The organism is Pseudodesulfovibrio cashew (assembly GCF_009762795.1).
Taxonomy (GTDB): domain Bacteria; phylum Desulfobacterota; class Desulfovibrionia; order Desulfovibrionales; family Desulfovibrionaceae; genus Pseudodesulfovibrio; species Pseudodesulfovibrio cashew.
The window spans coordinates 1,730,030-1,742,409 of the sequence record NZ_CP046400.1; the positions used below are offsets into that span (position 1 = coordinate 1,730,030).

Genomic DNA, 12,380 nt, shown 5'->3' on the forward strand with positions numbered 1-12,380 from the left:
CATGGAATATTACCTGCAACTCATCGTCAACGGACTGGTGGTCGGCGGCATCTACTCCCTGGTGGCACTGGGGTTCGTCATCATCTACAAGGCCACCAAGGTGGTCAACTTCGCCCAGGGCGAATTGGTCATGGCCGGAGCCTACGTCTGCTTCGCGCTCACGGTACAGTTTCACATCCCGTTCATATGGGCGTTCCTGCTCACCCTGGCGTTCTCGGTGCTGCTCGGCTTCGCCATCGAACGCATGGTGCTCAGGCCGCTTATCGGCGAGGAGCACATCTCGGTGATCATGGTCACCGTGGGCATGAGCTCGGTACTCAAGTCCCTGGTCCAGCTTTTCTGGGGCACGCAGATCAGGGTCTACCCCCAGGTGCTGCCCTCGGAGCCCATCGTCATCGCCGGACTGCCCGTGGCCCCGGTCTACATCGCGGCCTTCGGGCTCTCGGTGGTCCTGTTCGCCATCTTCTCCGCCTTCTTCAAATACTCCCGCACCGGCATCGCCATGCGGGCCACGGCCTTTGACCAGCAGGCGGCCCAGTCCATGGGCATCGGCATCAAGAACATCTTCGCCATGAGCTGGTGCATCGCCTGCATCGTCTCGGCGGTGGGCGGCGTGATCCTGGGCAACATCAACGGCATCAACGCACAGCTTGGCCACCTGGGGCTCAAGGTTTTCCCGGCGGTCATCCTCGGCGGCCTGGATTCCCTGCTCGGCGCGGCCCTGGGCGGACTGATCATCGGCGTGCTGGAAAACGTCTGCGACGGCGCGGCCCGAGAGTTGCTCGGCCTGGGCGGTTTCAGGGAGGTGGCGGCGTTCATCATCCTGGTGGTCATCCTGATGATCAAGCCGTACGGCCTGTTCGGAACCAAAGAGATCGAGAGGGTGTAGCCATGCAGGGCAAATGCGGACTTTTCTTCACTTCCTATCCCGGCGAGGCGCAACTGTTCCCCTCCGGGTTCCAGAAGCTCATGATCGGGCTGTTCCTGCTGGTTCTGCTTGCGGCCCCGGCGGTGCTCAACGTGTACCTCACCTCGGTCATGAACCTCATCTTCATCGCGGTCATCGGCGCGGTGTCTCTCAACCTGCTCACCGGCGTGTGCGGGCAGATATCGCTGGGGCACGGCGCGTTCATCGGCGTTGGGGCGTACGCCGCCGGACAGTGCACCCTGCACGGGGTGCCGTTCCCCCTGGCCATCCTGACCGCCGGTGCGGTCACGGCCCTGGTGGGCATGGTCTTCGGCGTGCCGTCGCTCAGGCTCAAGGGAATCTATCTGGCCATCGCCACCCTGGCCGCGCAGCTGGTGCTGGAATACGTCTTCCTGCACGGCGGTGAGCTGACCGGCGGCTCCAACGGGCTGCTGCTGGATTCCCCGTCCCTGTTCGGCTTCTCGTTCGATACGGACGCGCGCATGTACTATCTGCTCTTCTTCTTTGCCGCCGCGTCCCTGCTCATGGTCTCAAACATCATGCGCACCAAGTTCGGCAGGGCTTTCGTCTCCATCCGCGATTTCTACCTTTCGGCTGAAATCGTGGGCGTGAACCTGTTCCAATACAAGCTGGCGGCCTTCGGGCTGAGCTCCTTCCTGGCAGGCGTGGCCGGGGGGCTGTGGGCGCACTACACCGGGTACGTGTCCGCCGAGCAGTTCAACATCGGGCTGTCCATCTCCTATCTGGCCATGATCATCATCGGCGGGCTGGGGAGCGTGCTCGGCTCGGTCTTCGGTGCGGTGTTCATCACCGTGCTGCCGGAAGTGCTCAATGTCCTGGCCAACGGCCTGGGTGCGTACATGCCGGAGATTTCCCAGCACATCGTGGCCCTGCGCGAGGGCGTGTTCGGCCTGGTGCTCATCCTCTTCCTCATCTACGAGCCGGAAGGGCTGGCGCACCGCTGGAGGCTGGTCAAGGCGTACTGGAAGCTCTACCCGTTCGCCCACTAGGGCGTGCGTGGATGTTGTCGCAATCCCGCACCGGGTGCGGGTGAAACATACAAACCGTGCCGCTTCAAGGCGAGGCGCGCGTAAACCTTAAATCCCTTAGGAGACTGAGTATGAGGGTTGGTAAAATCATAACCGCGGTCTGCATCGTTATCCTGGCCGGAATGATGCTGGTTGGCTGCGGAGGCGAGGAAAAGAAACCGGCTGAAACCGCTAAAAAGGACACGTCGCCCATCAAGGTCGGCGGTCTCATCGACCTGTCCGGTCCCACCTCCTCGGTGGGCGTGCCCTATGCCGCCGGACTGCGTGACGGCGTCAAGTACGTCAACGGCGAAGGCGGCGTGGACGGCCGCATGATCGAGCTGGACGTGCAGGACACCGCCTACAAGGTTCAGCAGGGGCTGTCCCTGTACAAGAAGATGGTCAACACCGACAAGGTGGTCTGCATCCAGGGATACGGCTCCGCCGTGACCGAAGCCCTGGTCCGCAACCTGGCCAAGGACAAGATTCCCGATATCTCCGCGTCCTACTCCGCACACCTGACCGACCCGAAGAAGGCTCCCTACAACTTCTTCATCGCCGCGGACTACACCACGCAGCTGCGCGCCGCCCTCAAGTATTTCCGCGACACCTGGAAAGAGGAGCGCGCTCCCAAGCTGGCCTTCATCTACCCCGACCACCCCTACGGCCTGGCCCCCATCCCGGGCGGCAAGGAATACGCCAAGGAGCTCGGCTATGAGATCGTGGGCGACGCCAACGTCTCCCTGAAGGCCATCGACGCCACCACCGAGCTGCTGCCGCTCAAGAAGCTCGAGCCCGACTTCTGCTGGATCGGCGGCACCACCCCGTCCACTTCCGTCATCCTCAAGTCCGCCAAGAACATCGGCATGGACACCGTGTTCTTCACCGACATCTGGGGCACGGACGAGACCCTGGTCAAGCTGGCCGGGGATGACGCCAATGGCTCCTACTCCAACCAGGCCGCCGCAGTTTACGGCGCGGACGTGCCGGGCATGAAGGCCATCGAGAAGCTGACCGAAGGCAAGCCGCAGATGTCCCACTACACGCGCGGTTTCGTCTCCATCCTGGTCATGGCCGAGAGCATGAAGCGCGCCGCCCAGAACGGCCCCATCACCGGCGAGTCCATCAAGATCGCCCTGGAGTCCCTGCGCGACTACGATCCCATGGGACTGGCTCCGGCCATCTCCTACTTCCCAGATGACCACCGTCCGAACATGGCCGTGTTCCTCTACAAGATCGAGAACGGCAAGATGACCTTCGTCAAGGAAGAAAACCTCGAGCGCCGCGCCGAATGGCTCGGCCACTAGAGGCTTCGAGAGAGAGACCGGGGGAGCCCCCGAAAGGAGGCTCTCCCGCCCCTCCCCCCGGAGGGGCAACGAAAGACAAGGCGGCACGGAAACGGATTACCGATCCCCACCGCGCCCCTCTTCGACACTAACCCTGACCCCGAGGCGAGCCGTCAAACAGCCCGCCCGACCATCCTCCTCCGCCCTCGCGAAGCGAACCAAAAAGTTTAGGAGGGAGAAGGGGATGGGGGGTCCGGGGGGAAGGGGAAGAGGGAAGCCCTTTACAAAGGGTTCCCTCTTCCCCTTCCCCCCGGCCGCCGGAGGCATCCATTGAGCGATATACTGAAGGTCGAGAATCTTGAGGTCGTGTACAACGACGTGGTCCTGGTCTTGAAGGGCCTGTCCCTGTCTTGCCCCGAGGGCGAGATCACGGCCCTGCTCGGGGCCAACGGTGCGGGCAAGTCCACGACGCTGAAGGCCATCTCCGGGCTGCTGGAGACCGAGGACGGCGAGGTCACGGACGGCGCGGTCGTGTACAAGGACGAGCCCATCCAGGGCATCATCCCGGAAAAGATCGTGCGCAAGGGCATCTTTCAGGTCATGGAGGGCCGCCGCATCTTCGAGGACCTGACCGTGGAGGAGAACCTCCGGTGCGGCGCGTTCACCCGTCCGCGTTCGGAGACCGTCAGGAACATGGAGAAGGTCTACGAGTATTTTCCGCGCCTGAAGGAACGGCGCAAACAGCTTGCGGGCTACATGTCCGGCGGCGAGCAGCAGATGTGCGCCATCGGCAGGGCGATCATGGCCAGGCCGGATCTGCTCCTGCTGGACGAGCCGTCCCTGGGGCTGGCCCCCATGCTGGTGGAGGAGATCTTCGATATTATCAAGAAGTTCAACGCCAGCGAGGGCGTGACCGTGCTGCTGGTGGAGCAGAACGCCCGGGCCGCGCTCTCGGTGGCCAGCCAGGCCTACATCATGGAGAACGGCAGGGTGGTCATGGAAGGGACTGCAGCCGAGCTGCTCGACAACCCGGACGTGCAGGAGTTCTACCTGGGCATGGGCCATGGCGGCGACAAGAAGAGCTACCGTGATGTAAAACATTATCGCCGCCGCAAACGCTGGCTCGGGTAGCGCGGCTTGCGAGAGCGGCGCATCCGCTGCGTTGGGAGGATTGCGCCCGTCCTCGCCGTATTGGGATACGGCTGCGGGTGGCGCGAATCCTCCCGCCTTGCGGCTGCACCACTCTCGCAAGCCGCGCGGTGTGTCTGGGAAAGGCAGGATGTCTCACTAGGCAGGCGGCGCATCCGCTGTGTTGGGAGGATTGCGCCCGTCCTCGCCGTATTGGGATATGGCTGCGGGTGGCACGAATTATCCCGCCTTGCGGCTGCACCACTCTCGTAAACCATGCGGGGCGGCAGGAGATTAGGGCTTTAGAGGGGCGCTTGCGGTTGATTTAGGTCTTCCGTCTAGCTCGACCCACTCTGAACAGCCGCGCTGCGCTTTGCGATGGATTGGGTTGTTGACGCGTATTTCGATTTCGGGGGGATAATCAAGCGCGGCAGGGTGTGGCCGTTTCCCGGCTTTGACGGGTGGTGGTCATTCCCTGCCGCCATGCGGTGTGATTTCATTGGATTGGCCTTTTTATGGCATTTTTACGTGACGTATCGTAAGAAAGAATATCACAGGTAACCTGCGCTCCCGCGAAGCGCGTTAAAAAGTTTAGGAAAGAAGAGGGGATGGCGGCCGGGGAAAGGGGAGAGGGAAAACCCTTCTCGAAAGGGTTTCCCTCTCCCCTTTCCCCGGCCGCCGGAGGCAACACCATGTACTACAGCGAATACGAGACCGAGCCGCGCGAGAAGCGGATGAAGCGGAAGTGGAAGGGCGTGCGCGACGTGCTGATTGCTGCCGAGGCCCATTCGGGCGAGTTTCAGGCCCGGCTTGAGGCGTTGGGGGCGTGCGCTCGCGATTTCAAGGACTGGGACGACTACGGCAAGATTCCGCCCCTGAGGAAGAAGGATCTCATCGACTGGCAGAAGGAGCACGGGCTGGGTTGGTTCCTGGACTGCGAGCCGGGGCAACTCAAGCGCATCTACCAGTCTCCGGGACCGATCTTCGATCCCGAGGCCAGGGAGGAGGACTACTGGGCGTGGTCCGAGGGCTTCTTTGCCGCGGGAGTCCGTCCGGGGGACTTGGCGCAGATGACCTTTTCCTATCACATGACGCCCGCCGGGCTGATGCTTGAGGAGCCCCTGCGCGATATCGGGTGCGCCGTGATTCCCGCCGGGCCGGGTAATACCGATAAGCAGATCGAGTTCCTGACCGGGCTTCCGGTCACCGTATTCGTGGGCATGACCAGCTATCTGAAGGTCATCGGGGAGAAGGCCCTGGCCGCGGGGTATGACCTGAAGAAGGATTTTTCCCTGAAAAAGGCGTATGTGGCCGCCGAGCCGCTGCCGGAGTCCCTGCGCCGGGAGGTGGAGGAGATGTTCGGGATCTCGGTGCGTCAGGGGTACGGCACGGCGGACGTGGGCTGCATCGCCTACGAGTGCATGGAGCTGGCCGGTATGCACCTCTCCAACTATCGCCATGTGGAAATATGCGATCCGGCCACGGGCGAGCCGTTGCCCGAGGGCGAGGTCGGCGAGGTGGTGGTCACCCCATTTTTTACCGACTATCCGCTGGTCCGGCTGGCCACGGGTGATTTGTCGTCCATCGACCTGACGCCGTGCGCCTGTGGACGCACCGCCAGGAAGCTGACGGGCTGGAAAGGGCGCGCCGACGATACAGCAAAGGTCAAGGGACAGTTCCTCTATCCCTCGCAGGCTGCCACGGTTTTCTCGAAATATCCGCAGGTTGCCAACTGGCAGATACGGATTGAGAATCCTGGTGGACGTGACGAGCTGGCCGTGGTACTGGAGGTCGGACACGGTCTGGACACCGAAGCGTTCGCGGCGGATTTCCAGGCGGTCATGAAGTTGAAGCCCATCGTCGAGACGGCGGCTCCCGGGACTATCCCGGTCGACGCCCCGAAGCTCGTCGATGAACGGACTTTCGATTAACCCGGCTTGCCGCTGGGGTTGCGGTCCTAATCGAATGGGTCGGTGACATTGATCACCGGCCCTTTTGGTTTTTGTGGGGGGAATGCCGAAAAGCGGTCCCGGCATATTGCCGGGACCGCTTTTCGGGAAGAATGGTTTTGGCTGTCCGCGTTGGTTAGTGACCGCCGCAGGTACCGGTGCCGCAGGAAGAGCAGCCGCAGCCGCCTCCCGCGCCGGGGACTTCCCGCTCGGAAGCGAGGGTGAAGCCGTATTCGCTCATGTCGATGGTGATGGCGCCGACGACCTCGGCCAGTTCGCTCTGGATGAGGAAGGTGAAGTCTCCCTGCTCAACGGACTTGTCGCCGTCGCGCAGCTCGTCGATGGCCAGAGACAGGCGCGGGCCGCTGCATCCGCCGTCGGCCAGATGGACGCGGATGGGCTGAATGTCCTTGTCTTTGAAATGCATGGAAAGGCTTTTAATGGCAGCGTCAGTGGCTGTGATCATGGTCACTCCTGGTTGTTGTGGTTTTCGATAGGATAAATAGAAAAAAACGATTGTAAAGGGGGGAGGCTCATTTTCCTTTTGCGGGACATGGTGCGGCGCGTTGCCCTTTCGTTTCGCGATTGGCGGATGTGCCCGGGATATGGGTATAAAAAAAGTCCGTATCACGGACTTGGTAGTTGGAAGAAGGCGCCTGGGGCGGCTTGATTATTCTCCGCAGTTGCGGCCTCCGCCACTGTGGAAACGGTCGTAGCCTTCTCCCACGGGTCGCTCCGAGTTGATGGAGAAGCCGCAATGGCCGGTGTCGATGAAGACATCCCCTGTGGCTTCGGCCAGGCGTTCGTTTATGAGGAAGGTGAGGTCGTCGTAGGTTACGGAGCGGTCGCCGCAGCAGCGGTTGTCCAGGGCCAGCATGAGCTTGGTGCCGGTGCAGCCTCCGGTGGTGAGCTGAATGCGGATGGGGCGGGCGGCCTTGCCTTTGAAATAGGTCGTCAGCTCCTGTCTCGCGGATTCAGTCACGTTGATCATGCACACTCCCTGTAAAACGATTGACCCGACCATACCGGATTGCGTCTTGATAAAAAACACGATCCTGTGAAGATGGGGCTTCATCTCTTAACGAAGTGCTCGCCTTCTTGTCAATGGGAGGGGCGAAAAGGGCTGCCTCCTAAACGACAAAGCCCAGGCCGACCATGCCTTGGGGCATGGGGCCTGGGCGTTCATCACTGAATCGTGGTGCGTCCGGTTAGCAGGAGCAGGAACCGGAGGAGCAGCCGCCGCCGTCGGTGGAGCAGGAGCCTGAAGAGCAACCGCCGCCTCCGCCGACCGGGTTCTCGGAGTCAACGACGAACCCGTAGTATGTCATGTCTATTTTTACTTTGCCGGTCTGGGCAAGCAGTTCCTTGTCGATCAGGAAGGAGAATCCACCGGCCTCGAATACTTCGTCTTTGTCGTTAGGCTCATCCAGAGCCAGAGTCAGGCGCGGGCCTGCTCAGCCACCTGCTGCCAGATAGACGCGTACCGGGGACGCTTCCTTGTCCTTGAAGTAGCCCTCGAGCTGCTTTTGCGCAGCTTCGGTCAGTTCAAACATTACTTATTCCTCCTATGAGTGGTCGGGAATAGAAGAGGTAAGACCTATAGTAGGGTTTGTCAAATCGAAAATAACGTCTATCCGGCGATGGTGTTGACCCACCTTTGGCTATGGGATATTTCAGGACTTTGCCCATTACCCCTTACTACAAGACAAGGCGGAAGACATGAAAGAATGCGGCACCATCCTGAATGCCAAGGAAATGAGCCGGACCCTGGAGCGGCTGGCCTTCGAGATATACGAGCGCCACGGCGAAAACGAATCCCTGGCCATTCTCGGCATCCAGCGGCGCGGCGCCGACCTGGCCGAGCGGCTCAAAAAGCTCCTGGACGATCGCCTTGGACGAAAGGTTCCGCTGGGCAAGCTCGACATCAATCTCTACCGCGACGACTGGACCACGAACCTGGAACTCGCGCCGGTCATCAATTGTTCCGAGATCGGCTTCGACATCGAGGGCGCGGCCATCGTGCTGGTGGACGACGTGCTCTATTCCGGCCGGACCATCCGGGCCGCCCTGGAGGCCATCCTGGACTACGGCCGCCCCGAGCGGGTGGAGCTCATGGTCCTGGTGGACCGAGGGTGGCGCGAGCTGCCCATACAGGCCGACTATGTGGGCAAGAAAGTGGAAACCCTGGGCAATCAGCATGTCAACGTCCTGGTCACCGAGCGTGACGGCGAGGACCGCGTCTGCCTGGTGGAGGCCTAGCCCGTGAGCTTTGTTCCCATCGAAAAAGATCCCGTGCCGCTACCCTGCATCACCCTGGTGGGCATGGCCGGAGCGGGCAAGTCCACCCTGGGCCGACTTCTGGCCGAGCGGCTGGAATGGGGGCAGTTGGACACCGACCAGTACATGGAGTCCTACTACGCCATGCCTCTCCAGAAGATCATGGACAACTTCGGCCTGGAGGAGTTCCTGCGCATAGAGGAGCGGCTGGTCAGCGAACTGGGGCTGACCCGGACCATCATTTCCACCGGCGGCAGCGTCATCTACGGCAAGTGCGCCATGGAGCGCCTCAAGTGCCTGGGCAAGATCGTCTTTCTGGACATTGACGAAGAGACTTTCACCGAGCGGGTGGGCAGCGGCGAGAACCGGGGACTGGCCATCGCCCCGGGCAAGAGCATGCGCGATCTTTACAATGAGCGCCAGCCGCTGTACCGTGCCGCCGCCGACATCGTCGTCCGCACGGACCGCCACACGCCCGAGGAATGTGTGGACCTGATTCTCGAACGCATCGACCTGCCATGAACAAACTCACCCCCAAGGCCGCCTTCCGCAAGCTGGCCGCCATATACGACAAGATGGTCGCCCAGTACGGCGAGGCCGCGGACGCCATCGGCCTGACCTGCGAAGGCTGCACCGACAACTGCTGTCTTTCCTTTTTCCAGCACCACACCTACGTGGAGTGGGCCTACATGTGGGAGGGGCTGAAACAGCTCCCCGCCGACCGCCTTGAAGAAATCAAGGCCAGGGCGCAGGACTACGTGGACCAGGCCCAGGCCGCCTTGGCCCGGGGCGAGCGTCCGCACATCATGTGCCCGCTGAATATCGACGAGAAGCAGGGCATCTGCGGCCTGTACAAGCATCGGCTCATGATCTGCCGCATGCACGGCGTGCCCAACCTTCTGGTGAAGCCCAACGGTCAGCAGGTCCAGTTCCCGGGCTGCTACCGCTGCCAGGAGCGGACCGAAGCCTATGAACAGGACGGCAAGATGGCCCCGGTGGTCAACCGCACGTCCCTGTACAAGGATTTGGTCATGCTCGAAATGCAGTTCGTCGGAAAGAATCTTCGCCAACTCCCCAAAGTTGACCACACCATCGCCGAGATGATCGTCCTCGGCTCGCCTCGGCTGCGATAGCGCGGCGTTCGCTGCGTTGCTGCGCGAAGTGCAGACCCTCGCGTAGGAAGACTACGCTTCGGTCCTGCTCTTCACTTGCGCCTTGCGCCCGTCCCGCTCTCGCAGCCGAGGCTCATGCTCGGGGGTATTGTATGAGGTCTCTCGCGTAGGAGGACTACGCGTCGGCCCTGCTCTTCGCTTGTGCCTTGCGCCTGCCCGGCTCTCGCAGCCGAGGCTCGGAGTGTTGTATGAGTTCCCTCGCGTAGGAGGACTACGCGTCGGGCCTTCCATTGCTTGTGCTCGGTTCATTCTCGGAGCCAAGGTTCATGAGGAGCTTTGCAGGAAGAGTTGGCGGGGACGTTTCCGAGTGGGGGGATTTACTTCGGGGGAAGCGTGGTCAGCTTATGCATTGGGGCTCTTGTCCTAGCACAGCATGGGCTTGTTGAAGATGGGTGAACTCGTAGGAAGAGTGGCGTTACCCGAATTGAAGGCTGGACCGCTCCTTGACCATGGCCTACGGTCGAAACATGCGAAGAGCCGTTTGTTCCGTTTTGCTGTTGTGCGTTCTGGCCCTGGCGTGGGGCGTGGCGGGCGAGCCGTCCCTGCCTTTGACGTCGGAGGCGCTGGCGGCGTCCGTATACCACGGCAACAAGCGCTCGCACGTCTTTCACCAGCCGGGGTGCCGGTATTTCGACTGCAAGAACTGCGTCGTGGTCTTCACCTCCCGACAGGAGGCCATCGGCGCGGGATTTCGGCCCTGCAAGATTTGCAGGCCGTAGGGCGGCGCCTAAACCTCCAGAGCGAACCCGGCCTTGGCAAAGGAGAACTGCCCGGCCTGGAGAATGGCGATCTCGTTCTCCTTGGCCGATATCTGGCGGTATTTTTCGTCGTCGGGCAGGGCGGAGTTCCAGACCTGGACTATCTCTGCGCGCACCACGTTGATGCGCCGCTCCATGCTCTTGAGCGTGTAGCCGCCGTCGTTCACCGGCTTTATGGCCGATTTCTCGAAGGCCGTCATGGCCTCGGTGGAAATTTCGGCCAGGTCGCCGTCCCACTGCTTGGCCTCGCCTTGCACCACTTCCCTGAGGTGCGCCTCGAAGTCGATCCCGCCTAACAGGGACCAATCCATTTCAACCTGCATAACCTACCCTCCATGGTGGTTGCGTGCTCTTCTTATCGGCAGGCAGGGCCGCTTTCTGAAGGGGGCATGTCGGTGCGGGAGGGCTTCCCTCCTGCTGAAAAAGCAAAGGCTCCCGCCGGAACGGGAGCCTTGTTTCGTCAGCCGGTGGGCCGGGTTATTGCAGATTCAAAGCGGCGGGTGGCGTGGTGTCGCCGCCGGAGCCCGGGTAGGGCTGCCAGAGCGGGAACTTCTCGCCGGACTTCAGGTGTTCCTCGACCATCTCGCGGAAGTGGTTGAAGCGGTGCTTGCACTCGTAGAAGCCGTGCCACCATGCATAGTCCGGGGCCATCATGGCCGCGCCCATGCGCGCCCTGCGTCCCTCGTGGTGCCAGAGCTCGTAAAACTCCACTTCGGGCCGTTCGTCGAAGAAGCCCTCCTTGGTGATCAGCCCCTTGGCGTACAGCTCGTCGAGCATGGCCTTGGCGGGCTTGAAGTAGATGTCGTTGTAGTTGGCCACCACCTTGTCGAGCTTGACGTAGTGGTTGTCCACCCACGTGTTGGTGTGGCACTGGGTGCAGACCGCCTTCATCTTGTCGCGCTCCACCTTCCAGTCGTTCTGGGCGGGCAGCGGCTTGAAGTCCTGCGGCCTGACGGTCAGCGGGGCCTGGAGCTCCCAGGAGAGCCGCTCGGTCACGTCGTGGGTGGTCATCACCGGGCCGGTGCCGGACATGTGGCAACTGGCGCAGGTCGGGCCACGGTAATCCACGCCCGCGGTCCAGGTGCCGGGGGCGGCGTCCCAGTTGTAGGATTCGCCGAAGGAGTCATAGATGGCGCCGTGCTTGGATTCGGTGAAGATCTCGATTTGCGGATGGTCGGGGCCCAGGTGGCACTGGCCGCAGGCTTGCGGGCGGCGCGCCTCGGCCACTGAGAACCGGTGCCGGGTGTGGCAGGAGGTGCATGAGCCGAACGAACCGTCCATGTTGATGCGGCCCACGCCCACGTTGGGCCAGGTCGCCGCGTCGAGGTTGCCCTTGTCGTCGAGCTTGAGGGCTGTGCCGTGGCAGGTCAGGCAGCCGGACTGGCGCTCGGCGGCGTTGTTCATGCCCTTGCGCATCCAGGGGTCTATCTTCCAGACGATGGAATTGGTGTTGGCGTGCTTGGACCGGGCGTACTGCTTCACCTCGTCCGGGTGGCAGCGGGAGCAGTCCTTGGGCGTCACCGCCGTGGCGATGGGCACCTTGTACTCGGGACGTCCCCACTGGGTGTCGGAGCGTTCATACTGCTTGAAGTGCTCCTTGATTACGTCTTTGTCCGCGGGGTCTGCCTGGTGGCAGTCCAGGCAGGTTATGTTGGCCGAGGCATGGCGGCTCATGGTCCAGTCCGCGAAGAGTCCCGGATTTTCCGCCTTGTGACAGTTGATGCACGCCTTGGCCTGCTCGCTCATCCCCCGCTCGATCCTAAATTCCTTCATTTTCGGCATGTTCTGGGCCATCGCCGGCACGGCCAGCAGGATGACTCCGCAACAGAACAGAAACAGCACTCTCTTCATAAT

The 12,380-nt window shown here is 61.9% G+C and carries 14 protein-coding genes; 9 read left to right on the top strand and 5 right to left on the bottom strand.

The window, feature by feature from the left end:
• Position 1: 1 nt before the first annotated feature.
• From GM415_RS07735 to GM415_RS07755, 5 genes are all read left to right on the top strand, one after another.
• Complete coding sequence (locus GM415_RS07735) at positions 2 to 889, top strand: branched-chain amino acid ABC transporter permease (protein ID WP_158947244.1); 888 nt, start codon at positions 2 to 4, stop codon at positions 887 to 889.
• A gap of 2 nt (positions 890 to 891) precedes the next feature.
• On the top strand, positions 892 to 1,938 hold the full coding sequence (locus GM415_RS07740) for a branched-chain amino acid ABC transporter permease (protein WP_158947245.1): 1,047 nt from the start codon (positions 892 to 894) through the stop codon (positions 1,936 to 1,938).
• A 110-nt stretch (positions 1,939 to 2,048) separates the two neighbouring features.
• Positions 2,049 to 3,263 carry an ABC transporter substrate-binding protein gene (locus GM415_RS07745; RefSeq protein ID WP_158947246.1) on the top strand — a complete coding sequence of 405 codons (1,215 nt, stop codon included), beginning with the start codon at positions 2,049 to 2,051 and terminating at the stop codon, positions 3,261 to 3,263.
• Between the two features lie 309 nt (positions 3,264 to 3,572).
• A complete protein-coding gene (locus GM415_RS07750) occupies positions 3,573 to 4,373 on the top strand; it encodes an ABC transporter ATP-binding protein (protein WP_158947247.1) in 801 nt (266 codons plus the stop codon).
• A 689-nt stretch (positions 4,374 to 5,062) separates the two neighbouring features.
• Entirely contained in the window at positions 5,063 to 6,301 is a 1,239-nt protein-coding gene (locus GM415_RS07755) for a phenylacetate--CoA ligase family protein (RefSeq protein ID WP_158947248.1), read from the top strand.
• A 154-nt stretch (positions 6,302 to 6,455) separates the two neighbouring features.
• Here the strand turns inward: GM415_RS07755 and GM415_RS07760 are convergent, their stop codons facing one another.
• From GM415_RS07760 to GM415_RS18070, 3 genes are all read right to left on the bottom strand, one after another.
• A complete protein-coding gene (locus GM415_RS07760; protein ID WP_158947249.1) occupies positions 6,456 to 6,785 on the bottom strand; it encodes an IscA/HesB family protein in 330 nt (109 codons plus the stop codon).
• Between the two features lie 204 nt (positions 6,786 to 6,989).
• Positions 6,990 to 7,310 carry a heme biosynthesis protein HemY gene (locus GM415_RS07765; RefSeq protein WP_158947250.1) on the bottom strand — a complete coding sequence of 107 codons (321 nt, stop codon included), beginning with the start codon at positions 7,308 to 7,310 and terminating at the stop codon, positions 6,990 to 6,992.
• A 217-nt stretch (positions 7,311 to 7,527) separates the two neighbouring features.
• A complete protein-coding gene (locus tag GM415_RS18070; RefSeq protein ID WP_242012403.1) occupies positions 7,528 to 7,872 on the bottom strand; it encodes an IscA/HesB family protein in 345 nt (114 codons plus the stop codon).
• Between the two features lie 166 nt (positions 7,873 to 8,038).
• On the opposite strand from GM415_RS18070, the gene pyrR reads away from it, so the two are divergent.
• The 4 genes from pyrR to GM415_RS07785 all read left to right on the top strand — a co-directional run bounded on the left by pyrR (position 8,039) and on the right by GM415_RS07785 (position 10,487).
• Positions 8,039 to 8,578, top strand: a complete 540-nt coding sequence (pyrR, locus tag GM415_RS07770; protein ID WP_158947251.1) for a bifunctional pyr operon transcriptional regulator/uracil phosphoribosyltransferase PyrR — start codon at positions 8,039 to 8,041, stop codon at positions 8,576 to 8,578.
• A gap of 3 nt (positions 8,579 to 8,581) precedes the next feature.
• Positions 8,582 to 9,118 carry a homoserine kinase gene (gene thrB, locus GM415_RS07775; protein WP_158947252.1) on the top strand — a complete coding sequence of 179 codons (537 nt, stop codon included), beginning with the start codon at positions 8,582 to 8,584 and terminating at the stop codon, positions 9,116 to 9,118.
• Positions 9,115 to 9,729 carry a hypothetical protein gene (locus GM415_RS07780; protein WP_158947253.1) on the top strand — a complete coding sequence of 205 codons (615 nt, stop codon included), beginning with the start codon at positions 9,115 to 9,117 and terminating at the stop codon, positions 9,727 to 9,729. Before thrB ends, GM415_RS07780 begins: the two co-directional genes overlap by 4 nt.
• A 530-nt stretch (positions 9,730 to 10,259) precedes the next feature.
• Positions 10,260 to 10,487 carry an Ada metal-binding domain-containing protein gene (locus GM415_RS07785; protein WP_242012404.1) on the top strand — a complete coding sequence of 76 codons (228 nt, stop codon included), beginning with the start codon at positions 10,260 to 10,262 and terminating at the stop codon, positions 10,485 to 10,487.
• Positions 10,488 to 10,495: 8 nt separating this feature from the next.
• On the opposite strand, the gene GM415_RS07790 is transcribed toward GM415_RS07785, so the two are convergent.
• Positions 10,496 to 10,849 carry a hypothetical protein gene (locus GM415_RS07790; RefSeq protein WP_158947254.1) on the bottom strand — a complete coding sequence of 118 codons (354 nt, stop codon included), beginning with the start codon at positions 10,847 to 10,849 and terminating at the stop codon, positions 10,496 to 10,498.
• A gap of 154 nt (positions 10,850 to 11,003) precedes the next feature.
• A complete protein-coding gene (locus tag GM415_RS07795) occupies positions 11,004 to 12,377 on the bottom strand; it encodes a multiheme c-type cytochrome (RefSeq protein WP_158947255.1) in 1,374 nt (457 codons plus the stop codon).
• Positions 12,378 to 12,380: the final 3 nt, after the last annotated feature.